The sequence below is a fragment of the Rhizobium sp. CF142 genome, assembly GCF_000281145.1.
In the GTDB taxonomy this organism is placed as follows: domain Bacteria; phylum Pseudomonadota; class Alphaproteobacteria; order Rhizobiales; family Rhizobiaceae; genus Rhizobium.
In genome coordinates this window covers 1-22,979 of record NZ_AJWE01000039.1, presented here as the reverse complement: position 1 = coordinate 22,979, position 22,979 = coordinate 1, and the positions used below count along the sequence as shown (strand labels likewise).

The following is a 22,979-nucleotide window of genomic DNA, read 5'->3' as shown; positions in this document are numbered from 1 at the left end:
AATATGTCCCGCATATCGATCGCCAGCGAAACAGCGCCTGAGCGCTCTTGCGTCCTGGGTCGCAGATCGCTGCTGAAAACCGGCGCTGCGATTGCCGCAGCCTCCATTGTCGGGCGCGCTTCATTTGCAGGCGCGGCTGCGGCCGGGCCGGCCGTTACAGGAACGAGAAGGCTCGCAGGCCTGACGGTTTCTGCCCTCGGCCTCGGCTGCCAGGATTTCACGGGCACCTTTTATGCGACCGCACCCGACCGCGCCGACATGATAAAGCTGGTGCACAACGCCGCCGACCGCGGCGTCACTCTGTTCGATGCGGCCGAAGCCTATGGCCCCTTCGAAGTTGAGCGGATCCTCGGGGAGGCCGTTCGGCCGTTTCGAAACGATATCGTCCTTTCATCCAAGTTCGGCTGGAACATCGACCTTGAAACCGGCAAGTCGCTTGGCGGTCTGAACAGTCGCCCCGAGCACATCAAGCTTGCCGTCGAGGGCATGTTGAAACGGCTGGGCACCGATCGGCTCGACATGGTCTACCAGCACCGCGTCGATCCGGCCGTGCCGATCGAAGATGTCGCAGGAGCGGTCAAGGACCTGGTCGCTCAGGGAAAAGTCCTGCATTACGGGCTTTCGGAGCCGGGGCCGAAGACTGTACGAAGGGCACATGCCGTGCACCCACTGACAGCCATACAGAACGAATATTCGATCCTTGTCCGCGACCCGGAACGCGACATCATTCCGCTCTGCGAAGAACTCGGCATCGGTTTTGTGCCGTGGAGCCCGCTCGGAATGGGCTTCCTGACGGGTGCGATCAACAAGGACACCCGTTTTGCACAGGGCGATTTCCGTGCCGTCGTGCCACGCTTCGCATCAGACAATCTGGCAGCCAACATGGCCATTGTGTCCCTCGTCGAGGATTGGGCAAGACGCAAGTCGGCACGGCCCGCTCAGATCGCGCTCGCCTGGCTGATGGCCCAGAAACCGTGGATCGTGCCAATCCCCGGAACGACGAAGGCGCCGCATATGGAAGAAAATCTCGGGGCGGAGGCGATCTCGTTCACCGGGGACGAACTCGTTGAATTGAATTCCAGGATTGCCGCAATTCCCGTGCAGGGCGCACGGCTGCCACCGGCGGTGCTCGCGCTCTCAGGGGTCGAAGCACCGCCCAAATCCTGACATCAACAAGCATTCCGGCACGATTGAAAGAGGCAGATATGGACAAGCGAAGAATCGGAAAACTCGACGTTTCGGCAATTGGTCTCGGCTGCATGGGACTGAGCCACGGTTATGGACCGGCGACCGAGACCAGTGAAGCGATCAAGCTCATTCACGCAGCACATGATCGGGGTGTGACCTTCTTCGACACGGCGCAGGTCTACGGCCCGTTTACAAATGAGGAATTGCTGGGCGAGGCTCTCGCGCCGATCCGGGACAGCGTCGTGATCGCCACCAAGTTCGGTTTCGAGCTTCCAAGTCAGGACGGTGGACAGCACTTGAATAGCCGGCCTGACTATGTCCGGGCATCGGTTGAAGCATCTCTCGTCCGGTTGCGAACCGACGTCATCGACTTGCTCTACCAGCATCGCGTCGACCCCGACGTGCCGATAGAAGACGTGGCGGGTGTCGTCAAGGACCTGATCGCCGAAGGAAAGGTCAAAGAGTTCGGTCTGTCCGAGGCGGGAGCCCAAACGATCCGCAGGGCGCATGCCGTCCAGCCGGTGGCCGCCCTTCAGAGCGAATATTCGCTCTTCTGGCGCGAGCCGGAGACCGAGATCATTCCCACGCTCGAAGAGCTCGGCATCAGCTTCGTGCCGTTCAGCCCGCTCGGGAAGGGGTTTTTGACCGGCAAGATCGACGAGACCGCCACGTTTGGCGCTGGGGACTTCCGCAGCATCGTTCCGCGTTTTGCGCCTGAGGCGCTGAAGGCGAACCAGAGTCTCGTCGCGGCGATCACAAGCATTGCCGATGCAAAAGGTGCAACCCCGGCGCAGATCGCGCTTGCCTGGCTGCTTGCTCGCAAACCATGGATCGTGCCGATCCCCGGCACGACCAAACTACACCGGCTGGAGGAGAACCTTGGCGCTGCCTCGGTGATCCTTTCGGCGCAGGACCTTACCGACATTTCTGCCTCCTTATCGCAGATCGAGATCGTCGGTGACCGCTATCCAGCCCATCTGCAGGCGCGGGTCGGCAAGTAGATCGAAGGGAAAAACAATGACGAATTGGTTGATCACCGGATGTTCGACGGGGCTAGGACGCAGCCTCGCCGAGGCCGTCTTGAAAGCAGGGCACAATGCGGTTGTCACCGCGCGGAGCACTGCGGCGGTGCAGGATATCGTGGCGGCTTTTCCCGATACCGCCCTTGCCGCAGCACTCGACGTGACCGACAAGGAACAGGTCCGCAATAGCGTCGCTCTGGCGCAGGATCGTTTCGGCAGCATCGACGTGCTCGTCAACAATGCCGGATACGGCTATCGCGCCGCGGTCGAAGAGGGAGACGACCAGGAGGTGGATGCCCTATTTGCCACTAATTTCTTCGGGACGGTTTCGATGATCAAGGCCGCGTTGCCGGCCATGCGGGCGCGCCGCAGCGGTACGATCTTGAACGTCTCCTCGATCGCCGGTCGTCTGGCAGCACCCGGATCGGGCTATTACTCCGCGTCAAAATTCGCCATGGAAGGAATGTCGGACGCCCTTCGCAAGGAGGTCGCTCCGCTCGGCATTCGCGTTACCATCGTGGAGCCGGGAGCGTTTCGGACCGACTTTGCCGGACGCTCGCTGCAGCAGACGGGGACTAAAATCGACGACTACGCGAATACGGCCGGGCCACGGCGCAAGGAAAACGACAAGACACACGGGACCCAACCCGGCGACCCGAACAGGGCTGCCACCGCGTTGATCGACCTTGTAAGCCGCAGCGAACTTCCGGCCCGACTGCTTCTCGGCAGCGACGCCGTCAACGTCGTCGGAACCGAAGTGGATAATCAACGCCGGGAAATCGATGCCTGGAGAGGGTTGAGTGTCAGCTCCGACTTCTTGCCTGACGATCGATAGGAGCCTGTCATGGAAATGCAGAATCTGGTCGGCAAGGTCGCAGTCGTGACGGGCGCATCGAGCGGGATCGGCGAAGCGACGGCGCGGTTGCTTGTTTCGGAAGGCGTCCATGTCGTGCTTGTTGCACGACGGCAGGAGCGGATTGTCCAACTGGCAAGGGAACTCGGAGAACGCGCAATGCCTGTCGTTACCGACATTACCGATCCCGGTCAGGTCGCAACCCTGTTCAACCGGGTCAAGGATCGGCATGGAGGGCTTGATCTGCTCTTCAATAACGCCGGCTTCGGGATGTTTTCAAGCTTTGCCGACAGCCAGCCCGAGGACTGGCGTGGCATGGTGGAGACAAATCTGATCGGTCTCTTGAGCTGCACCCAGGCTGCGATTCCACTGATGAAAGGTCGCCGCGGCGCGATGATTGCGTCGGTATCGAGCACCGGTGGACGCTACGGCGTGGCAGGCTGGTCGGTCTATTGCGCCACCAAATACGCGGTGGTCGGCTTTCACGAGACGCTGCGCAAAGAACTCGGTGCCGACGGAATCCGCGTAAGCGTCATCGAACCGGGTGCCGTTTGGACGGAGTTCGGCCATGGGCTGGCACCGGAGGCCTTGCGCGAGCGTCGGCAGAATCTCCAAGCTTTGTCGCCCAACGATGTTGCGCAGGCGCTGGTCTATGCCTTCGCGCAACACCCACGCGTCCTCGTCCAGGAAATTCTGGTTCGTCCGGTCCTGCAGGTCGATCCCTAATCATTGCTTGGCCGCGTGTCCCGACGTGAATTCCGATACGAGGAGTGTTTGTCCGACGGCGTCGCCACGGCCTCGCGGGTCGGACGGCCGGTGGCCGCCCGGAGATGGGCCTGCCCTGTATGGGCTGCTGTGTCGATTGCTGAGGGATGCCTCAGTTCCGGTAGGGGATCCGGGCGATGCGATCGGAACGATATGACGTGATCCAAAGCCTGTCCCCATCCTGAAAGGCTCCGGTTCCAGCGCCCATGACGCCCATAACCCCTGGACCGGCGATAAGTTTTTTCACAAGCGTTGCGGGATCCAATTCGTAGATGGCAAATTCGACGTTGCAGTTGATCGCCTGGGAATTCGTGCATTCGAACCCTTTTTCGATGCTGGCCGTCTGTCCGCCGACAAAGATTTTGCTGTGATCCGGGCTCCATGCGAGATTGTCAACGAGCATTGGAAGGTCCACGCTCGATGTCTCTCCGGTCGCGCGGTTGATGCGCGTAACGCGCCGGCCGGACCAGTTTGCGACAAATGCAGTATTGTAATCCTTCGACAGGATGACGCCATTCGGTCCGGCGAAGGTTCCGGGGAAGGCCTCTTTCCATCCGCTTTGCGCATGCCATTCACCGAGTGTTCCATATGGCTTGCCTGACAGCAGGGCGTCGACGAAATTTGGGTCGGAAGGGTCGAAAAGGCTGGTGACCAAAAGACCTCCGTCAGGCAGAGCGGCGACTGCGTCCGGCCAGAAATGCTTATCCGGCGGCAGCACACAACCGATCCAGGTCAGCGCCGGCAATTGGCCCTCGACGCTCAATTCGAACATCTGGATGGTCAGCCCACCGCCATGGGCGATGACGATCAGCGTGTCGCGTCCGTGTACGCGTTCGAAATCGATACCGAGCGGCTGCAGGTTGGCAAAATCGGCCGGACCGGGGCAACCCGGATAGGCGCGCTTATCTTCTGCCACTTTGACCGCAGAGGGGTCGAGCGGCGTGGCCTGCCTGGAATCGAGATTGACGAAGTAAAGGGGTGCCTGTTTGGCCACCCCGCCGACCGCCGATCCGGCGACCGCCCAACGCGTGCCGTCAATGCTTATCATCTGTTCGACGTTGACCACGCCGCATAAAAACTCGACCTCGCCCGCCGGTGCGCAATCGCCGGCATCATTTGCACGGCCTGTTCCCGACAATGCGGCCAGCATTGCCAAAACGAGTGGGACCAGAGCCTGGACCAGCCATTTGGTAATCCCGAACGGTTTCATCTTTTTCCTCCCATTGCAAAATCGGACGACGGTGCAAGGCTTAAGCGGCGCCGACACGCCGGGCTCTGCCCTGCCTGCTTTCGACGGCAACCGCAAAAGGTGCCAGGGACCGATCTGCCGCTATCGGTTCAGATCGAGCCGTCGGCTGCCGGACGCCGGTCATGGCGCATGCAGAATATTCACGTATCGAGCGGATACTCCGGCAGGTAATTCGCAACGCTCTTGAAATAGCCTGCTTCCGTCACGCGAGGCGCTTCGTGCAGTGCATGCAGGACAATGCCGCTCACGACGAGTTTGGGATAAATATCGCGAACCTTCGGGTCGTGCCCGGGTATGACAAACTCGGGGCCTGGAACCAGCGACATGATCGTCCGATAGGAAGCGATCATCGAAGCGACGTCGAGGGTGATCGGGTGCGGCTTCAAGTTGAAGGCATTTGGGAAATAGTGTGTGGCATCCGATGCCAGGAGCACAGGCCCGCGAGGCGTGTTGACCCTTACGCCCTGGAGTCCGGCGGTATGGCCCGCCAGCTTGTGAAGTGTCACTCCAGGAAACAAAGGGCCGTCGCCATCGTGAAAGGCAAGTTGTTTGGCGAAATTCTTGCGCATCACGTTGAGGACGTGATCCAGCTCATAGGGAAAGCGCAGATGGTCCTCGCACATGCATCGGCTGGCGACGAAAGCGACTTCCGCATCCTGGACGTGAATGGTGGCGTTGGAAAATCGCTCCATATTGCCGGCATGATCGCAATGCAGGTGCGTGATGACGATGTCGCTGACCTCGTCACATTGCACGCCGATGCGCTCCAGGGCCTCGACCGGATGATGCGCAAGCTTACGGTTTCGTCGTTGTGCTGACGCGGGGTCGAAACCGAGGTCTACAATGAAGCGCCGATGCCGGTTCTCGACGATCCAGATGCTGTAATCGATGGGCATCGGACCGTCATGAAGGTCCTGGGGCATCAAGAAAGCGTCATGGACCCGCCGGTTGCCGTTATGGGCATAACATAAAGCGTAGACGTGGTACTGGTCATCGGCGAGAGCCGCCGTATCGGGCAATCCCTGCAATCGCTGCATGCTCGTCTTCCGGTGATGATGGGAAAGGGTATGCGGCCCTTGCCGCCGATCAACCTTGCGAAGGCCCGTAGGTGATCTTCTTATAGTCGATGCCCTGGAAGCTTTCGGGGCCTTTCGGATCGTTGCTGATCCAGAACCTGAAAGCGTCCTGCGAGAAGGTTAAAGACGTTGGAAAGGCGGCCGTTGCTCCGTCCCACACGATCTTCCACAAGGCGGGATCAAACTTCTGAAAATATTGATCCTTCAAGATACGGCCCGTCGCTTCGTGATCATCGTTGATCGCCTTCAGCGCATCCGACAGGGAGGCTCGGAAGGCGTCGACGGTGGCGGCATCTTTTTCGATCACGTCGGGCCGCGTCACGGCTAGCGCCACGATCGATTTTTCCGCGCCCGGTATGTCGCCTCGGGCGCCTGAGAACCAGACGGTCCCTGCTTTGAGGGCGAGCGCCTGCTCGGCGACGCCGCTCGCTGTCGCAATTGCATCGAAGCGGCCCTGTTCAAGCCCGGTGATCAGCGCACTGGCATCGGCGATACCGACCAGCTTCACGTCATTGTCCGGATCGAGGCCGTATTCCCGAAGGTAGGCCCGCAGCATCTGCGTATAGGTCGCTCCGGCCGGATTGGTCCCGATCGTAAGGCCTTTCAGCGCCTTGATGCGCTCACCGATGGGAGCATCGTTCGAAACGCTGATTTTTTGCGATGCGCCGGTTCCCAGAACCGTAACCAGCTGATTGTTGGCGACACCACCGATAATCGTCAGATTGCCGCCGGCACGAATGGCCTGAAGGACCGTCAGCGTTCCCGCAACGGCGAAATCGGCATTACCCGACAAGACCGCATCGATAATCAGCGAACTGTTGGTGCCTGCCTGAGGGTTTTCGATCGTCAGGCCGTGCGCCTTGTCGTATTGGCGCGCGATAGCCGTCAGCGGTACGGCCGTGGTCAGGGACGGCGCGGCCGTCATGACCTTGATCTGCTTTTGAGCCTCTGGTGTTTGTGCATCGACGCGTCCCGCCGACAGGAGACTGACTGCCAGAAAGGCTGTAACAACGTTGAAAAGATGCGGCATGTTCCCCCCTTGCCGTGACCTTTGCGCCGGCGACACCGCGAGCGCTCTCTCTCCGCGCTCTTCCGCCTGGAAGAGAAACAATCTAGATGTTTAGGATTGGTTCCCCAAATCGCTCTTGGGCAGTATGTCCCGAGCGCCCTCCAGCGCCGCGGCGACTATCGTCCTCCTAGAGCGGAAACATGGCTCGCCTTAGCGCACATGTCAAATGAATTATATGATTTAGTTTTATAAGGCGCGGAAAGCGATGGCCGGAGAATCTAGTCGGCAAATCTGCTCTTGCCGGTTCATTCATGGACCCTGGCAATACGAGGTCACGTATTCATGCCGAACCGATCGCCCAAGGGGCGCAGAACGACAGGCCAGGCCGGGCCGTCGAGGTGGGAGGTGATCGCGTCCACACGCCAACAAAGGCAGTTTTTATTGCGATCTCCGGGTGGATTAATAAGCTTGCCTAATAGGATCATGCGCCTTGCCGCAGCTAATCGAGCGAAGATCCACCCGCTATAGTCAGTCTCGCATGCCGCAACCGGCTGTCTTCGAACGAGGCCGCCCACAGGTGGTGTTGGATGCAAAGGCTTGTCCGCTGACGACGAGACCTGAGCGCCGCTCCGGCAGCTCGCGGGCGGTCGCATTGGCGCAACGAGCAGATGCGCCGACCGTTGCACATGCTGGCTTGGTTTTTGAAGGCACCGGGAGACTTGCCCGGCCGTGCCGGGGACGATGGATGACATCGACGCAAATTTGGACAAGGAGAGGAAACAGCAATGAAAACACGTAAACTTGGAAAGGGTGGCCTCGAAGTTTCGGCGCTCGGCCTCGGCTGCATGGGCATGACGGGCGTCTACGGCCAAGGTGGCGAGGAAGGTGAGATGATCAAGCTGCTGCGCGACGCCTTCGAGCGCGGCATTACTCACTTCGATACTGCCGAAGCATACGGCCCTTTCGCAAACGAAGCCCTGCTTGGCAAGGCCCTGCAACCCATTCGCGACAAGATCACCATCGCCACGAAGTTCGGCTTCGACATCGACCCGCAAACGGGTCAGCGCCGCGGTGGCACCAACAGCCGGCCTGAACATATCAAGGCGGTTGCCGAGGCTTCCTTGAAGCGGCTGCGGACGGATCACATCGATCTCTTCTATCAGCATCGCGTCGACCTGAACGTTCCGATCGAGGATGTCGCGGGCGCCGTCCAGGAGCTCATTGCTGCAGGCAAAGTCAAACATTTCGGCATGTCGGAAGCAGGCGTCAACACAATCCGTCGTGCACATGCCGTCCAAGCGGTCGCGGCCGTTCAAAGCGAATATTCCTTGTTCTGGCGTGGCCCGGAGAAGGAACTCCTCCCCGCGCTTGAGGAACTGGAAATTGGCTTCGTGCCCTTCAGTCCCCTCGGTGCCGGCTTCCTGACGGGCAAGATCGACGAGAACACCAAGTTCGACGAAGGCGATTTTCGCAATATGGTGCCGCGCTTCTCGCCCGCTGCCCGCAAGGCGAATATGCAGCTCGTTTCGGTCATCAAAAGCGTTGCAGATCGCAAACAGGCGACGCCCGCGCAGGTCGCACTTGCATGGCTCCTGGCGCAGAAGCCGTGGATCGTACCCATACCGGGCACGACCAAGCTACACCGTCTCGAAGAAAATATCGGCGGCGCCGAACTTTCACTCTCAAAGCAGGACCTGTCCGAAATCGATCGCGAAGCCGCAAAGATAGAGGTACAGGGTGAGCGGCTGCCTGAGGCGGTCCTCAAAATGACCGGGCACTAAGGCGGGAGCAGGCCCGCTTCGCGACCGGGTGAGGCGGGCCGGACAGGTCATGTTCGGGTTCGAATTCGAGACCATTGGCAGTCACTGGCATATCGAAGCGGCTTTGCCCTTTGGCGAGACCGTTAGGCGGCGGCTACTCGAGGAAGCGTCGCGGTTCGACCGCCTCTATTCAAGGTTTCGCACCGATTCCCTGGTCGCCGACATGGCGGCGGCCACCTGCGGCGGACGGTTTTCTTTTCCCGAGCAGGATCTAGGCCTCTTTGAACTTTACGATCGCCTCTTTGCCGCGACATCCGGCGCAGTCGATCCGCTCGTCGGACGTGACCTTGAACTTCTCGGCTACGACGGCGCCTATTCCCTGCGGCCCGATTTGCCGGCTATCGCCCAATATGCCCGGGAACGGCGCGCATGGGACCGAGACGTCTGCCGTCAGGGTAGCGACCTCATCACCCGGCGAAGCGTCGTTGTCGATGTCGGCGCCGCAGGAAAGGGCCATTTGGTCGACCTGCTTGCAGGAATATTGCGCGAGCACGGATTTGAAGAATTCGTTGTCGATGGCAGTGGTGATATGGTCCATGCCGGCAAACAGGTGCTGACGGTAGGCCTGGAGCATCCAGGCGACGCTCAACGTGTGATCGGCATCGCCAATCTGCGCAACAGGGCGCTGTGCGCATCTGCGATCAACAGGCGCGCGTGGGGAAACTATCACCACGTCCTCGACGCAAGAACGGGCCAGCCTACCTCGAATGTCGTTGCGACCTTTGCCGTGGCCGACAATGCTGCGGCGGCCGACGGGCTCGCAACCGCCTTGTTCTTTGCCTGCGAGCCTACCCTGCGGGCGCATTTCGAGTTTACCTCGGTCCGCATGTTTGCGGATGGGCATGTGGAGATCTCACCCGACTTCGATGGCGAGATATTTCTTTCAGAGACGGGAGAAGCGACTTGAGAGTGACGATGAGAGCTGCGGTTCTCGCGGTCCTGATGACTGTCTTGATCCACACGACGGCAATGTCTGCTTCGGCAGAGCGACCCCGGCAGTCCCAGACCGACCGCTACGCCGACGGCGTCTACACGGCAACGGGCCGCTATGGTGGGCAACCATCATCGATTGGGGTGACCGTAACCGTCAAAGACGGCATCGTCTCAGGCGTCGTGGTCGAGCCGCACGCCTATGTGGCGAGATCGCTCGAACTGCAGAAAGCCTTTGCCGCGGCAGTGCCGAAAGTCGTTGTGGGCAAACGCCTAGATGAGGTCCGTGTGGGCAAGCTTGCCGGTTCGAGCGGCACCCCGCAGGGCTTCAACGACGCCATCGACCAGATAAAGCGCCAAGCGGCCCGTTGAGGTTTGCTGATGAAGCCAGAACGTCGTCGTCGCGCGGAAATGATTCAAACTGGAAGAAGGCGATTCCTGTTGGTCGCCGTCGCCACCTTTTGGGCAACGACCGTCAGTGGTGTCGTCTCAGCGCAGGAGACAGATATGGGAGATGGCACGCAGATGCCCACTGTGCCGGGCATGGCCGATCTGCACCTGGCACCGAGCGACTCGATTGCAGCCCTGGTCTCGCATCCCGCCTTTGCCGGATTCGGCCGACTTCTTTTGCCCTACGACGGGAGGCCCTACGATGAAAGACTTCGCATTGAGCAGATAGGCACACTCCTTCCATATCATTCAGAGGTCCAACCTGCCGTCATCGTATCGGCGCTGAACCGGATGATCGACGATGCCAGCATGGGCCGAAGGATCTTCTTCGACATCTATTCGGACGTCGAGAAGCGCAGATCTCCTGACAAGGTCAATACCGGACTGTTCTTCTTGCGCGGAAAGCCTGGGCGTCCCTTCGCGCTGATTGCTCCCGGCGGCGGATTTGCCTATGTGGGCGCGGTGCACGAGGGATTTCCCTATGCGCAGGAGATCAATGGATGCGGCTACAATGCCTTCGTCCTGCGATACAGGGCCGGGTATGGCGCGCGGGCCGCAACCGAGGACATGGCCGCCGCCCTGTCCTATATCATCCGGCATGCCGCTGAACTTGATGTGGCAGGCCACGACTATTCGCTCTGGGGCAGTTCGGCCGGAGCACGGATGGCCGCATCCATTGCATCACGGGGAGCATCAGCATTTGGGGGTGACGACATCGCAAAGCCCGCAGCCGTGGTGATGGCCTATACCGCACATGCCGACTATGTCAGCAACGAACCGCCGACCTATGCCGTGGTCGGTGAGCGGGACGCGATTTCTCCGCCCGCCACCATGCAGCGCCGTGTAAATGCATTGCGGCGGCAGGGGACGGACGTGGAATTCCAAATATTTGCCGATCTTGGTCACGGATTCGGGACGGGCGCTGGGACCAGCGCCGCCGGCTGGATCGGGCAAGCATGCCGCTTTTGGGAGAAGGCTGCCGCGCTCGGCGGTAGGAACGAGGAGACGAAATAATGAAGCCGATCCATTTGATGTTGATAACCGGTGCAACCGGCAGCATCGGAAGGCTGGCGGTCGAGGAGGCCGTCGGCGAAGGGTATCGCGTGCGCGTGCTCACGCGCAAGCCAACAAAAGCAGCGTTCCCGGACGGCGTCGAGATCGTCTTGGGCGATCTGACCCGTCCCGACACGCTTTTGGCCGCTGTCGACGGGGTCAACGCGGTTTTGTTTGCCCATGGAACCTACGGAAGTGTCGCAGAGGCGGAACGCGTTGACTATGGCGGCGTGCGCAATGTCCTCATGGCGCTGGGAAACAGGCATGCCCGTCTCGCCCTGATGACGGCGATTGCAGTCACGGATAGAAAGGGCGCGCATGACTGGAAGCGGCGTGGTGAACGGCTCCTGCGCGCCAGCGGACTGTCTTATACGATCGTGCGCCCGGGATGGTTTGACTACAACGATGCCGACCAACTCCTGCCTGTGCTCTTGCAGGGAGATCGGCGCCAATCCGGAACGCCGCGCGACGGCGTCATCGCAAGACGCCAGATTGCAAGGATCCTCGTAAAAAGCTTCGCATGCCCTGCAGCCGACAAGAAGACCTTCGAGCTAGTCGCCGAAAAGGGCAAGGAGCCCCAGAATTTCCAAACTTTGTTCGCAAAAGTGGACGCCGATCTCACCGACATGCTCGATGGCGTGTACGATACGACGAATATGCCGCTCGACGAGGAGCCGGCGACCGTCGTTCAAGATCTTCGAGAACTACAGATTGCGTATCGCGCGTTTGCTGCTTCCGCCGTTTGACGGCTCTACGCTCGGCGGGGGCTGCGCCCCGCCTTGCTCTATGAGGCTTTGGCTCGCCCTGTCGTTGCTCAAGGCGAGCCGGTCGGCTGAGACAAACGAAACGTCAGGCTTGCGCCTTCGTGGGAAGTTTGACCACGGCTTTGCCCGGCATAACGTTCTGGCCGCGTTGATTGTTCGCCCAGGTCTCGATGCGTACAACATGATCACCGTCTGCGTCGATTTCCTTCGCTTCGATGCGGCCGCCTAGACGAACCACGTCGGACAGATAGACGTGGCTTCGATATTGCGAGTTGGCCGATTTCAAACTGGCGTCGTCGCCCATCCAGTGCGTCAAGCCGTGGATTTGCCAGCAGGTCCGCTGAACGCCGACGTCGTAGGCGGCCTGAGCGCCTTGCAGGCGCGCTGCGTAGTCATTGTAGTGGACGGAATAAACAGGCTCGTAAGCATGGGTGTTCGGATCGCGGAACGCCCATTTCGGATGTTTCTGATATCGCTTCAGCGAAACCCTGTGCGCTGCAATGCGCGGGATGGGGGCAGCCCCCGCAGCGACGAATGCGATTTCATCGGTCAGGCCGATCGGGCCTTTCGTCAGCACGTCCAGCTCGTCGCCGACCGATACGTCCTCCCAGTAGCGCGGGGTTGCGCCGCGCGGGACCTCGGAGAGGATATCCTGATCGATCTGGGCAAGCTCCTCGGCGTTCCAGGGGTGGGGAAGTTCGATCTTGCGTGTTTCGCGTCGCTTCTGCATTTCCCCGCGCTCGAAACGCATGCGCGAGCAGATGAATTTTGCCACCAGCTCGTCGTTTTGGTTGCGATATTCCTGGCGTATGTAGTCCTTGATACGACGTCCGCCGAAATTGCTTTCGTCCGGACCATCAAAACCGTCGAACCAGATCCGGCAGTTGATCCGGTCGTCCATACGGATCGGCTTGTAGAAGTCGAGCAGCGTCTCGGCATGAAAACCGCCAAGACCGGCCCAGCCGAATTGGATGGACGCGAGACACGCGAAGATGAAGCTTGGTGGCGCAAGAAGTCCACCCCATTGGGTCTGAGACGCATAGGACGGATCGGTCCAAAGCGGATTATCGTCGCCAATTCCCTCGCAAAACCGCATAATCGCGATTCTTGTAGCAAACTCGTTGTTTACGCAACCGTCTGTCCTCAGCTCCGTGCCGATCATGGAGCGCATGTGGGCCAGCATGTCGTCGGTGAATTTGCCCTGGGCAAGCTCGCTTGTAATTTCCTTGTTCATGATCCTCATTCGCCATCAATTGGGTTTCGACTGCTGCGAACCCAGCGCTTCTTCGATGCTGCTTCCTTTACGATATGAGCGCGGCCACAAATGTCAATCATTTAGATGAATTTATGAGCGGCGATGCCGATAGGATCTTGATCGCCGCATCGATTATGTGATTTAGAGCGTATTGCGGATGCGCAAGAGCAGGGGTGAGCGCCACCCGCCGCGTCAATTTCACTTACAAACACGAAAATCAGTTAGATCGTTATGCGCATGGCGCGATCATTGCGGGTTCGAGCATGGGGATCGTCTTAGAAGACACTGTCAGGATTGCGGCGCCCCGTCCACTCATGTGGATTCTGCTGAAGGAAGCGGATGTCCTCGAGGCCTGCATCCCAGGATGCAGCGGGTTGCAGACCGTCCCAGACAGCCCCTCGGCGATCTCCGTTTCATCCTGGTTCGGGGAAGACAGCGCCGACATCACGATAAATTTTCAAGCCCGCCGTTTCGGCGCGAGCGGATCCTTCCGTGTTGGCCGCAAGGAAGATGGCATCGACGCGGTGCTGGCGAAGGGGCAAGTGCTTGTCGAACTCCTGGAGAGCGAAGGGGCGACGCTCCTGCACTACGGCGCGAGCCTGCACGTGGATGGTGACGCCGATAGCGCAACCCACCTGCTCGTTGCCGACGCCATGAAAAGGACGGTCGAGGTTTTCCTCCACCGTCTTACGGCCCTTGCCGAGAAGATGCGCGCCGAAGACGCCGAGGCGATTGGATAAGGCCGAGATTCGCCGAAGCAGCAAGGTGCGAAGCGTTTGCCCGGCATCTTTTTTGCACGCCCGCACCAAACCGGCCATCTCGGCCTCGCTCGGGCCGCCCGCCGGCCGTCGAGAACATCGAGCAAGACGCGGGCGTCCCGGCATGTACTTTGATCGCCAATACGCTTGCGCAGATGTTTAAAATCATCTAAATGATTTATGGTATCTGAGGTGCCCGATCTTGAATAGGGCGCGCATATTGGAAGGGATAATGGACGATGGATGGGGCAAATGCTGCAAAGTCTCAGGCAAAGACATATGATGCCTATCCGCTGGGAGACATCACGGTCATCGACCTGACGCAGATCTACAACGGGCCCTATGCGACCTTTCTCATGGCGCTTGCAGGCGCCAATGTCATCAAGGTTGAGCCGAAGACCGGTGAGAACTTGCGAAGCCGCGGGGACCTCGGTGGCGTTGCCTACCCATTCTCGATGTTGAACGCCAACAAGAAGCCGATCACGCTGAACCTGAAGACCGACAAGGGCAAGGAACTGCTCAGGGAAATGGTCAAAAAGGCGGACATCGTCATCGAGAATTTTGCGCCTGGCGTTATGGACCGACTGGGTGTCGGCGCAGACGAATTGCAAAAAATCAATCCGAGGTTGATCTATGCCTCCAGTTCCGGTTACGGCAGCGACGGACCCTACAGAAATTATCCGGCCATGGATCTCGTCATGCAGGCCATGTGCGGGATTATCAACTCGACCGGCTTTCCCGATCAGCCCCCGGTTAAGTCAGGCGCTGCCCTATGCGACTTCTTTGCCGGTATTCATCTCTTTTCTGCCGTCATGATGGCCCTTTACGATCGGGAACGAACCGGGCGCGGCCGGCAGGTCGAAGTTTCGATGCAGGACGCGACATTCTTCTCGCTCGGTTCAAACTACGGCATGTTGCACGCCCGCGGCGACGCGGCTCCGGAGCGCACGGGCAACCGTCACGGCGGGCTAGGCGTCGCCCCCTATAACTCCTACAAGACAATCGACGGCTATGTCGTCGTCAATGCTCCGGGCGATCACCACTGGCAATCCATCCTGGAGGTCATCGGCCGGTCGGACCTCAAGGACGACGAACGCCTGAAGACCCGCACCGCGCGCGTGGTGCATTTCCAGCTTGTCGATGAACTCATCGAGAGCTGGACTGCCGACAAGACCAGGAATGAGGTTGCCGACGCCATGCTCGCCAAGGCAATTCCTTGTGCGCCGGTCCGCCCGCTGAAGGAGGTCATGAATGACGCGAACATGCTGGCGCGGGGAAGTCTGCAGGTCATGGACCACCCCGATCTCGGACGGGTTCATGTTCCCCACACGCCGTTGAACATGGTCGGCCTGCCAAGAATGCCGCTCGAGCCAAGCAAGGGCCTCGGGTCGATGAACGAAGAGATCTACGGAAAATGGCTCGGTCACTCCAGAGAAGAGATCGAGTCGATGAGTCGAGACGGCGTGATCTAGCCAGGATGAGCAAGACGCTTCCCGTTCCATTATCGCGGTCCGGGCTCGGTTGGGCGCAGTTGCACCGACCGCCAGGGTTCGATGAGGCTACATGCGACACGCAAGCGAGGCAGGTGGCATGCGTCCAATCACACGGGAACTAGCCACTTATGCCGTTAATTCGAGTTGGCAGACACTTCCCGACGCAATCCGTCGTGAGGCGCACCGGGCGTTTTTGAACTGGTTTGGGTGCTCTCTCGGTGGAAGCGGCGAGGATCTTGTCGAAAGGGCGTTCAATGCCGTCGCCCTGACGGCGGGACATGAGCAGGCCTCCATCATCGGCAGGCGCGTTCGCGTGGACGTCGCGAGCGCCACCTTCCTGAATTGCTTGAGTTCCAGCGCACTGGCCTATGACGACACGCATCTCGCTACCGTCACCCATCCGACAGGACCGGTTGCTGCAGCATTGTTTGCCTTAGCGCAGACAATGCCCGTGAGCGGTGCGCAACTCCTGCATGCGCTGGTCGTCGGCATTGAGCTTCAATGCCGCATGAGCAACGTGCTTCTCCTGCCGCCGGCGAAGGAAAATCTGTCTCTTTACAGCACCGGCCTCACCGGACCGATCGGCGTCGCTGCAGCCGTCGGACGAATACTGGGGCTCGACGAACAGCGCATGTGCTGGGCGATCGGCCATGCGGCGACGCAAGCCGCCGGCTTTCGGGCCACCCACGGCGCCATGAGCGGCCTGGTCGTTCCCGCTTTTGCGGCGCGTGCCGGTCTTTTCGCCGCAAACCTCGCCGCGGCCGGTGTCGAATGCGTCACGGACGCGCTTGAAGCGCCAAGGGGCTATGTCGAGGTCCACTCGGCGGGTGCCAATATCGACCTTGCGGTCGATGGGCTGGGCGAAAGATTCGAACTTTCGGCGGTCGCCTACAAGCCTTATCCCTGCGGGATCGTGGTCCATCCGATCGTGGATGCATGCCGCACAACGTTGGCCGAAATCGGTGACAGCGACGATCCAGTCAAGCAGATTGAGTTGACTGTGTCACCGACCGCAATTGCCCTGGCCGACCGCAGGCATCCCAAGGACGGTCTTGAGGCTATGATCAGCCTCCACCATTGGGCGGCTGCCGTTTTTACGCGTGGAACGGCCGGCATCTGCTCATTGCGCCAGACGGAAATCGACGATCCTGCAATGGTTGACCTTCGCAACCGTGTCTCGGCAACAGCCGACGCAGCAATTGGCCGGGATCAGGCGCGTGCAGAGGTCAGGCTTTCGAGCGGCCGCAGCCTATCTGCCTTCGTCGAGCACGCGCGTGGCAGCCAGTTCCAACCTCTATCCGAAGAAGAATTGGATGAGAAATTCATGACCCAATCCGGAATGGTCTTCGATCCGGGCTCGTCGCGAAGGCTGCTCGATTGCCTTCGGTGCCTTGAGACGGAGCCTGATGCAGGAACTGCCATTTCGGCAATTCTTGCCTGACCGGGCAACCGTCCTGATCGGCGAACAATGATGAGGAAAATGCGCGGCTGCTTGATGCCGCGATGACTGAAAAAGGTCCTAAGGATCACATCGATGCACATGAACAAGGGAGCGAGACAATGGCCGCAGGCAAACTTCTGATCGACCGGCAGGGTGCAGTCGCTCAGGTGACACTCAATGATCCCGATGCGCGCAACCCCCTAACGCCATCGATGGTGCGTGAGATTTGCGACTTTTTCGCTTCGGCCAACAGGGACGTGAGCCTCAGTTGCATCGTCCTGACCGGAGCGGGACCAAGTTTTTGCTCGGGCGGAAACATAAAGGACATGCGCGACGGCACCGATCCGATGTTTGCCGGCAGCCCGAACGACATGCAGGAAGGCTATCGCAACGGGGTCCAGATGATCCCAAGGCTCTTTCACCAACTTGACGTTCCAGTCATCGCCGCGGTCAACGGCCATGCCATCGGTGCTGGGTGCGATCTCGCCTGTATGTGCGATATCCGCATCGGTTCGCCCAGCACCAAGTTCGCTGAAAGTTTCATGCGGGTCGGGATCGTTTCCGGAGATGGTGGCGCCTGGCTGCTCCCACGGGTTGTCGGCCTGCCAAGAGCGCTCGAAATGGCGCTGACATGCCGCGTGATCGGCCCTGAGGAAGCACTTTCCTGGGGGCTTGTGACCCATATTGTCCCCGAGGACCAACTTATCGAGCGGGCAATGGACATGGCACGTTCCGTTGCAGCCTTTCCCGCACGCAGCATCCGTCTCAACAAGCGGCTGATCGTCAGATCACAGGACATGACCTTGGACGGTTCACTGGAGCTGTCGGCGGCTTTCCAGGCTATCGTGCAGAACACGAAGGATCAGAAGGAAGCCGTAAACGCCCTTCTCGAAAAGCGTCCGGCAAACTTCGTTGGGGCATGAATGTATTGACCAATGACGTGGCTTCGCTGCGCCCTTTGCGCGCGGTGGTGCGAGGAGGACAAATGGACGATCGTGACGGATGGATCGCGATGGACGATGACGGGTTTATCGGGCTCGTCGGCCCGATTTATCATTGGCCGTTCGATGGAAGGGCGGTGTCGAGATTTCGTTTTTTTCCTGAAGCCAGGCATCGCAACAGGATGGATGTGGTTCACGGCGGAATGCTGATGACCTTCGCCGATCGAGCGCTCGGTTTTACCGCGCGCCGCGGCGACCTCAAGCGTAGACAAGCGACCGTTCAGCTCGATGTCCATTTCATCAAGTCCGTCCACGTCGGGGATATCGTCGATTTTGAGGGCCGGATCATCAACGAGACACGCACGCTCGCCTTCGTCGATGGAATCATGTCTGTCGGTTCGGTCACTGTGTTGACCGCGCGAGGCATGTGGCGCGTCTGGTCGGAAACATCAAAAACGGACTGACGCAAGGCCGTTCGAGATTTTTGTGTACGCGAAGCCGACATTGACGGCAATCGCATGGGAATCAGATAGGAAAGCAAACCGATGCGAATGACAGCCGCGGTAATGTACGAACAAGGGCTGCCCGCCCCCTATGTCGAAAGCAGACCATTTGAAATCGAGCTGGTCGATCTGGAAGGACCCGGCGAGGGCGAGGTCCTGGTTCAGGTCGCCGCCGCGGGCCTTTGCCATTCCGATCTGAGCCAGGTCGCGGGGCTGCGCAAACGCACGCTTCCTGTCGTTGGGGGTCACGAAGGCGCAGGCGTGATTGTGGAGCTCGGCGCTGGCGTGTCTCATCTGGAAATCGGCGACCACGTGGTGATGACGTCAGGCGCGGGCTGCGGCCATTGCGGTCAATGCGTGCGTCAACGCCCGACGCTGTGCGACAGTGTCGGGACCTCGCGGGTCGCCGGCGTTCTTCCAAGCGGTACGCGACGGCTGTCCCTGAACGGCAAGCCGCTCTACCACTATAGCGGCATATCGTCCTTCGCCCAGTACGCTGTCGTCTCCACCGAAGCGCTAGTCAAGGCCGACCCCCGGGTTCCGCTGAACATCGCAGCCATGTTCGGATGCGCCGTGGTGACCGGCGCCGGCGCTGTTTTCAACGGCGCCAAAGTTCGACCCGGCGACAGCGTCGCCATTATCGGGCTTGGCGGGGTCGGCCTCAATTCCGTCATGGCCGCAAAACTCTCCGGTGCATGGCCAATCATCGGCATCGATCTCATCGACGCGAAGTTTCCGCTGGCAAGCGAGCTTGGCTGCACCCACACTCTGCAGGCCAACGATCCGACCCTCGTCCAAACCATCAAGGACCTCACCGGAGGCGGGGTCGATTTCGCGTTCGAGGTGACCGCTGCCAAGAGCGCGTTCAAGACGGCGTTCGACGTCACCCGCAAGGGGGGCGAGGTGATCGGCATCGGTCTGGGCTCCTATGAAGACATGCATCAATATCCGCATTCGCTCCTTGTAGCCCACGAGAAGGTGATCCGAGGCTCTGTCATGGGTTCGGGCATCGCCGAGCGAGATATTCCGCGCTATCTGCGCTATTTTCTCGAGGGACGGTTGCCGGTCGACCGCCTGATGAGCGGGACGATGGCCTTTGCCGATCTCAACGCCAATCTCGATGCGCTCGATAAGGGGGCCGTCTTGCGACAGATTCTCCTGCCGAACGGCTAGGCGGTTCAGGTTGCTCGCGGTGCGTTGACCGACCAGAAATCGTCGCGCGACCGATTGTATTCGTAAAAGGCAAGCCCATCGAGCATGGCGCGCGCATCGCCACCTGGATCGGCAACGAGCTGGCTTTCCGGCGCCAGAACCATAACGGGTCGATCCGGCTCGCCAAAGGGACGCCATTTTGGCAGTGTCGGATTGTCCGGATTTCCAGATCGGGCAAACTGCGCCCAGGTCGCCATCATCGTTTTTGTCATGGGCTCGATATCGCAGGAATGCCCGACAAGTGCGCGCGCGACGCCGGCCGAAGCGAAGATGAATGGCAGTTCACAGGTGTGGGGCGATCGCAACAGGCCATTTTCCACCGCGGTCTCGAAGGAGAACACATAGGCAAAGCTCGGCGCTCCGGCGCCCTCGCGCAGCGACGCCATCCGGTAGGTATTCCGTTTGAAGAGATAATCCGTCGTCACGGCGATCAGGATGTCGCTCGGCTGCGCCGAGGAATCAAGATCACGATAGGCTTCGATTAGGCGGCCAGTTGCTGCCGCATCCAGCCGGAGAAAACCGGCAAGCCTGGCTTCCACGTCAGGTAGGTCGAGATGGAAGCTGCCGGGATTGCGGCGCATGTAATAGGTCGTTTCCGTATTCGTGCAGCCTGCCAGCAGCGGAACGTGGTTTGATATTTTTGGCGCAGCCGGAAAGAACGGGTCGGTCCGGAAGGTGCGACCGTCAATGCTCGGGCGGAAATATCCGGGCGTCCTTTCGATCGCCGAAAGGAGCGTGTCGAGCGGGACGGCCTGCAGGATCGATGCATCGGCGCGCGCAAGGCCGAGAGTGTCAGCTAGGGCCTGTGACAAGCCTTTGGCTTCCTGATAGGAGGCCACCCGCAGCCCGCCGGACGAGCTCTGTATGATAGCCCTGTGAAAGAGACCGGCGGCGGCCGGGACGGCCATGAGTGCCGCAACTTTCGCACCGCCGCCGGATTGGCCAAAGATTGTCACGTTTTCCGGATCGCCGCCAAAAGCTGCTATATTGTCGCGGACCCATTGGAGGGCCAGCATAATATCGAGCAGGCCTGCGTTGCCAGCGTCTGCAAATCGCTCGTCATCCTGGCCGAGGGCGAGATATCCGAGCGCGCCGAGCCGGTGGTTCAGACTGACGACGACGACATCTTCCTGCATCGCAAGCAGAGTTCCGTCCGTCCCCGGTGCGCTTGCCGAAAAGTTGCGCCATCCGCCGCCGTGAAGCCAAACCATCACGGGACGACTTTGACGGTCGGCAGCGGGCGTCACGACATTGAGAAAAAGGCAATCCTCGCTGATCGGCTGAATTGTCGAATACCAGGCGTAAAATGGCTCAGTATAGGCGGCAGGAACCGATTGCGGTGCCGACGGCCCCCACGAGATGGCGTCACGGATGCCGGCCCATCGCGGCGCAGGCAAGGGCGCACGAAAGCGATGGGCACCCGCAGTCGTCTGACCATACCGAATGCCCCTGAAAGACAAGATCCCGGCCGCATCCGACCCTCTGAGGCGTCCCTTGGTGGTTTCGACAACGGTCGGGTCTGTTCCACCCATTCGAAGCGACGATGGCATCTTGGCTGTCCTGATTGGTAAAAGGCAACGCCCCGAGGTCGACGCGCCACCCTGCCTGACCGACCCTAATGCGAAGGCTCGCTCGTCAGGGCAGGTATCGGATTGTGGTTGCTGAAGGCCGGCAATTCTGTCAGCACGGTGCGACGAGGAAGGCTCGGGTCCGTTTCCAGCCTGGGTTCCAGGTTGAGGACCATCATGTGCTGAGTATCCGCGCCATAGGGCTTCCACGGCGGCAATGCTTGGGTTCGCGGATTGCCGGTGCGCGCAAATCCTGCCCAGACCGACATCATCGTCTCGCTCAGTTGCAAAAGCTCCGTGCCCCTACCGATGCAGGCGGCTGCAATGTCCGTCGTGCCGAAGATGAACGGAACTTCGCACGTATGCGGCGAGCGCATGCGACCATTTTCGATCGGCGTTTCCCACTCGAACAGATAGGCGTAGACGGGTGCGCGCGATACGTCCGCTTGCCGGTTGGCAATACCATAGGTGCTGCGTTTGAATATCTGGTCGGTTGCTATGGCAATGAGAAGCGCGCTGGCGTCGGCCTCCGGTTCGCTCGACCGGTATGTGTCGATGATGCGAGCTGTCTCCTCTGCGGGAATGTTGAAGAAACGTGCCAGGCGGCGGCGCAGATCGGAGAACTCCAATTGAAAGTTGCGCGCATCGTTGCGCATGTAATAGGTAAATTCGGTTGTCGTGCAGCCGATCAGAAGCGGAATGTCGACAGAGGACGCGGGCGCTGCGTCGGCGAACGGATCGTCGAAGAATGTGCGCCCGTCAATGATGCCGCGATGAACGCCCGCGGCCTTTCTTGACGCGTCGAGCAGGCGTTCCATCGGCAGCGTTTGCAGCTCGACGGGATCAAGACGGGGCTGTCCGATTGCCTGGGCCAAGGATTGAGAGGCGGCAATGGCCTCCTCTCCATGCGCAAGCCGGGCGCCGGCACTGCTTTGAACGATTGCCTTATCGAACAAGCCTTTGGCCCGCGGGCTTGCCATCAGTGCTGCAACCTTTGACGCGCCCCCGGATTCGCCGAAAATCGTGACGTTTGCGGGATCGCCTCCGAAGGCTTCGGCATTGTCGCGCACCCATTGCAGCGCTGCGATGATGTCGAGGACGCCGGCATTTCCGGAATCGGCGAAGCGCTCGCCGCCTCCGTCCAGCGCCAGAAAACCGAAGAGATTGAGCCGATGATTGACAGTGACGACGACGACGTCTTCGCGTGACGACAGGCGAGATCCATCAAAGCCCGGTGCCGTGCCCGAGCCATCCCTCCAGCCGCCGCCATGCAACCAGACCATCACCGGCCGTTTGCCGTGACATGACGGTGTGAAGACGTTAAGCGCGAGGCAGTCCTCACTGATCGGCTGAATTGATGAATACCACGAATAGAATGCGTCGGTATTGTCAGGCTTGGACAGCTGCGGCGCCGACGGGCCGGGCAAGAACGCGTCGACAACGCCTGCCCATTTCGCAACGGGTTGCGGTGGCAGGAACCGGTTTGTGCCGCCCGTCGGCGCGCCGTAGCGCATTCCTAGAAACACAAGCCCCTCGTCTTTGGCGGCTCCCCTGACGTCGCCATTGGTAGTTTTGGCTATCGTACCCATCGCCGCTTGCTCCGTACCGCCCATTTAGTCGTGTTTACCG

The 22,979-nt window shown here is 60.0% G+C and carries 21 protein-coding genes; 15 read left to right on the top strand and 6 right to left on the bottom strand.

Features of this window, described 5'->3' with window-relative positions; genetic code table 11:
- The first annotated feature begins 3 nt into the window (after positions 1-3).
- The 4 genes from PMI11_RS11010 to PMI11_RS10995 are packed head-to-tail and all read left to right on the top strand — an operon-like array spanning position 4 to position 3,789.
- Entirely contained in the window at positions 4-1,167 is a 1,164-nt protein-coding gene (locus tag PMI11_RS11010; RefSeq protein ID WP_007816677.1) for an aldo/keto reductase, read from the top strand.
- Positions 1,168-1,205: 38 nt separating this feature from the next.
- On the top strand, positions 1,206-2,189 hold the full coding sequence (locus PMI11_RS11005; RefSeq protein ID WP_007816675.1) for an aldo/keto reductase: 984 nt from the start codon (positions 1,206-1,208) through the stop codon (positions 2,187-2,189).
- 16 nt (positions 2,190-2,205) lie between these two features.
- Positions 2,206-3,045 (top strand): oxidoreductase, encoded by an 840-nt coding sequence (locus PMI11_RS11000; protein WP_007816674.1) that lies wholly within the window; start codon positions 2,206-2,208, stop codon positions 3,043-3,045.
- 9 nt (positions 3,046-3,054) lie between these two features.
- A complete protein-coding gene (locus PMI11_RS10995; protein WP_007816672.1) occupies positions 3,055-3,789 on the top strand; it encodes an SDR family oxidoreductase in 735 nt (244 codons plus the stop codon).
- Positions 3,790-3,940: 151 nt separating this feature from the next.
- Here PMI11_RS10995 and PMI11_RS10990 read toward each other — a convergent pair whose 3' ends face one another.
- From PMI11_RS10990 to PMI11_RS10980, 3 genes are all read right to left on the bottom strand, one after another.
- Complete coding sequence (locus PMI11_RS10990) at positions 3,941-5,038, bottom strand: YncE family protein (RefSeq protein WP_007816669.1); 1,098 nt, start codon at positions 5,036-5,038, stop codon at positions 3,941-3,943.
- Positions 5,039-5,217: 179 nt separating this feature from the next.
- Entirely contained in the window at positions 5,218-6,114 is an 897-nt protein-coding gene (locus tag PMI11_RS10985) for an N-acyl homoserine lactonase family protein (protein WP_007816668.1), read from the bottom strand.
- Between the two features lie 49 nt (positions 6,115-6,163).
- The gene (locus PMI11_RS10980; RefSeq protein ID WP_007816666.1) at positions 6,164-7,183 is read right to left on the bottom strand and encodes an ABC transporter substrate-binding protein; all 1,020 of its coding nucleotides are present in this window, start codon (positions 7,181-7,183) and stop codon (positions 6,164-6,166) included.
- A gap of 764 nt (positions 7,184-7,947) precedes the next feature.
- On the opposite strand from PMI11_RS10980, the gene PMI11_RS10975 reads away from it, so the two are divergent.
- Genes PMI11_RS10975 through PMI11_RS10955 form a run of 5 tightly spaced genes read left to right on the top strand, consistent with a single transcriptional unit; the run spans position 7,948 to position 12,161 of the window.
- On the top strand, positions 7,948-8,943 hold the full coding sequence (locus PMI11_RS10975; protein ID WP_007816663.1) for an aldo/keto reductase: 996 nt from the start codon (positions 7,948-7,950) through the stop codon (positions 8,941-8,943).
- A 49-nt stretch (positions 8,944-8,992) separates the two neighbouring features.
- Entirely contained in the window at positions 8,993-9,889 is an 897-nt protein-coding gene (locus PMI11_RS10970) for an FAD:protein FMN transferase (protein WP_007816661.1), read from the top strand.
- An 8-nt stretch (positions 9,890-9,897) separates the two neighbouring features.
- Positions 9,898-10,284 (top strand): hypothetical protein, encoded by a 387-nt coding sequence (locus tag PMI11_RS10965; RefSeq protein WP_007816660.1) that lies wholly within the window; start codon positions 9,898-9,900, stop codon positions 10,282-10,284.
- Positions 10,285-10,293: 9 nt separating this feature from the next.
- Positions 10,294-11,376 carry an alpha/beta hydrolase gene (locus PMI11_RS10960; protein WP_244430554.1) on the top strand — a complete coding sequence of 361 codons (1,083 nt, stop codon included), beginning with the start codon at positions 10,294-10,296 and terminating at the stop codon, positions 11,374-11,376.
- Positions 11,376-12,161, top strand: a complete 786-nt coding sequence (locus tag PMI11_RS10955) for an SDR family oxidoreductase (protein ID WP_007816656.1) — start codon at positions 11,376-11,378, stop codon at positions 12,159-12,161. Before PMI11_RS10960 ends, PMI11_RS10955 begins: the two co-directional genes overlap by 1 nt.
- Positions 12,162-12,264: 103 nt before the next feature.
- On the opposite strand, the gene PMI11_RS10950 is transcribed toward PMI11_RS10955, so the two are convergent.
- Positions 12,265-13,413 (bottom strand): FAS1-like dehydratase domain-containing protein, encoded by a 1,149-nt coding sequence (locus PMI11_RS10950; RefSeq protein ID WP_007816654.1) that lies wholly within the window; start codon positions 13,411-13,413, stop codon positions 12,265-12,267.
- Between the two features lie 194 nt (positions 13,414-13,607).
- Between PMI11_RS10950 and PMI11_RS10945 the strand changes: the two genes are divergently transcribed.
- The 6 genes from PMI11_RS10945 to PMI11_RS10920 all read left to right on the top strand — a co-directional run bounded on the left by PMI11_RS10945 (position 13,608) and on the right by PMI11_RS10920 (position 19,743).
- The gene (locus tag PMI11_RS10945) at positions 13,608-14,174 is read left to right on the top strand and encodes an SRPBCC domain-containing protein (RefSeq protein ID WP_007816652.1); all 567 of its coding nucleotides are present in this window, start codon (positions 13,608-13,610) and stop codon (positions 14,172-14,174) included.
- 257 nt (positions 14,175-14,431) lie between these two features.
- Positions 14,432-15,664, top strand: coding sequence for a CaiB/BaiF CoA transferase family protein (locus PMI11_RS10940; RefSeq protein ID WP_007816650.1), 1,233 nt, complete (start codon positions 14,432-14,434; stop codon positions 15,662-15,664).
- A gap of 118 nt (positions 15,665-15,782) precedes the next feature.
- Positions 15,783-17,126: an MmgE/PrpD family protein gene (locus PMI11_RS10935; RefSeq protein WP_007816649.1), complete on the top strand. Its 1,344-nt coding sequence runs from the start codon at positions 15,783-15,785 to the stop codon at positions 17,124-17,126.
- A gap of 119 nt (positions 17,127-17,245) precedes the next feature.
- Positions 17,246-18,049: an enoyl-CoA hydratase-related protein gene (locus PMI11_RS10930; RefSeq protein WP_007816647.1), complete on the top strand. Its 804-nt coding sequence runs from the start codon at positions 17,246-17,248 to the stop codon at positions 18,047-18,049.
- A 62-nt stretch (positions 18,050-18,111) separates the two neighbouring features.
- A complete protein-coding gene (locus PMI11_RS10925) occupies positions 18,112-18,531 on the top strand; it encodes a PaaI family thioesterase (protein WP_007816646.1) in 420 nt (139 codons plus the stop codon).
- Positions 18,532-18,612: 81 nt separating this feature from the next.
- Positions 18,613-19,743: a zinc-binding dehydrogenase gene (locus PMI11_RS10920; RefSeq protein ID WP_007816644.1), complete on the top strand. Its 1,131-nt coding sequence runs from the start codon at positions 18,613-18,615 to the stop codon at positions 19,741-19,743.
- A gap of 5 nt (positions 19,744-19,748) precedes the next feature.
- On the opposite strand, the gene PMI11_RS10915 is transcribed toward PMI11_RS10920, so the two are convergent.
- Together PMI11_RS10915 and PMI11_RS10910 are read right to left on the bottom strand one after the other, a co-directional pair.
- Entirely contained in the window at positions 19,749-21,332 is a 1,584-nt protein-coding gene (locus PMI11_RS10915) for a carboxylesterase/lipase family protein (RefSeq protein WP_007816642.1), read from the bottom strand.
- Between the two features lie 65 nt (positions 21,333-21,397).
- A complete protein-coding gene (locus PMI11_RS10910) occupies positions 21,398-22,939 on the bottom strand; it encodes a carboxylesterase/lipase family protein (RefSeq protein WP_007816640.1) in 1,542 nt (513 codons plus the stop codon).
- Positions 22,940-22,979: the final 40 nt, after the last annotated feature.

Excerpts from the sequence above, each read along its gene's own strand:
- PMI11_RS11010 (WP_007816677.1), top strand. The coding sequence starts at position 4 with ATGTCCCGCATATCGATCGCCAGCGAAACAGCGCCTGAGCGCTCTTGC.
- PMI11_RS11005 (WP_007816675.1), top strand. The coding sequence starts at position 1,206 with ATGGACAAGCGAAGAATCGGAAAACTCGACGTTTCGGCAATTGGTCTC.
- PMI11_RS11000 (WP_007816674.1), top strand. The coding sequence starts at position 2,206 with ATGACGAATTGGTTGATCACCGGATGTTCGACGGGGCTAGGACGCAGC.
- PMI11_RS10995 (WP_007816672.1), top strand. The coding sequence starts at position 3,055 with ATGGAAATGCAGAATCTGGTCGGCAAGGTCGCAGTCGTGACGGGCGCA.
- PMI11_RS10990 (WP_007816669.1), bottom strand. The coding sequence starts at position 5,038 with ATGAAACCGTTCGGGATTACCAAATGGCTGGTCCAGGCTCTGGTCCCA.
- PMI11_RS10985 (WP_007816668.1), bottom strand. The coding sequence starts at position 6,114 with ATGCAGCGATTGCAGGGATTGCCCGATACGGCGGCTCTCGCCGATGAC.
- PMI11_RS10980 (WP_007816666.1), bottom strand. The coding sequence starts at position 7,183 with ATGCCGCATCTTTTCAACGTTGTTACAGCCTTTCTGGCAGTCAGTCTC.
- PMI11_RS10975 (WP_007816663.1), top strand. The coding sequence starts at position 7,948 with ATGAAAACACGTAAACTTGGAAAGGGTGGCCTCGAAGTTTCGGCGCTC.
- PMI11_RS10970 (WP_007816661.1), top strand. The coding sequence starts at position 8,993 with ATGTTCGGGTTCGAATTCGAGACCATTGGCAGTCACTGGCATATCGAA.
- PMI11_RS10965 (WP_007816660.1), top strand. The coding sequence starts at position 9,898 with ATGAGAGCTGCGGTTCTCGCGGTCCTGATGACTGTCTTGATCCACACG.
- PMI11_RS10960 (WP_244430554.1), top strand. The coding sequence starts at position 10,294 with ATGAAGCCAGAACGTCGTCGTCGCGCGGAAATGATTCAAACTGGAAGA.
- PMI11_RS10955 (WP_007816656.1), top strand. The coding sequence starts at position 11,376 with ATGAAGCCGATCCATTTGATGTTGATAACCGGTGCAACCGGCAGCATC.
- PMI11_RS10950 (WP_007816654.1), bottom strand. The coding sequence starts at position 13,413 with ATGAACAAGGAAATTACAAGCGAGCTTGCCCAGGGCAAATTCACCGAC.
- PMI11_RS10940 (WP_007816650.1), top strand. The coding sequence starts at position 14,432 with ATGGATGGGGCAAATGCTGCAAAGTCTCAGGCAAAGACATATGATGCC.
- PMI11_RS10935 (WP_007816649.1), top strand. The coding sequence starts at position 15,783 with ATGCGTCCAATCACACGGGAACTAGCCACTTATGCCGTTAATTCGAGT.
- PMI11_RS10930 (WP_007816647.1), top strand. The coding sequence starts at position 17,246 with ATGGCCGCAGGCAAACTTCTGATCGACCGGCAGGGTGCAGTCGCTCAG.
- PMI11_RS10925 (WP_007816646.1), top strand. The coding sequence starts at position 18,112 with ATGGACGATCGTGACGGATGGATCGCGATGGACGATGACGGGTTTATC.
- PMI11_RS10920 (WP_007816644.1), top strand. The coding sequence starts at position 18,613 with ATGCGAATGACAGCCGCGGTAATGTACGAACAAGGGCTGCCCGCCCCC.
- PMI11_RS10915 (WP_007816642.1), bottom strand. The coding sequence starts at position 21,332 with ATGCCATCGTCGCTTCGAATGGGTGGAACAGACCCGACCGTTGTCGAA.
- PMI11_RS10910 (WP_007816640.1), bottom strand. The coding sequence starts at position 22,939 with ATGGGTACGATAGCCAAAACTACCAATGGCGACGTCAGGGGAGCCGCC.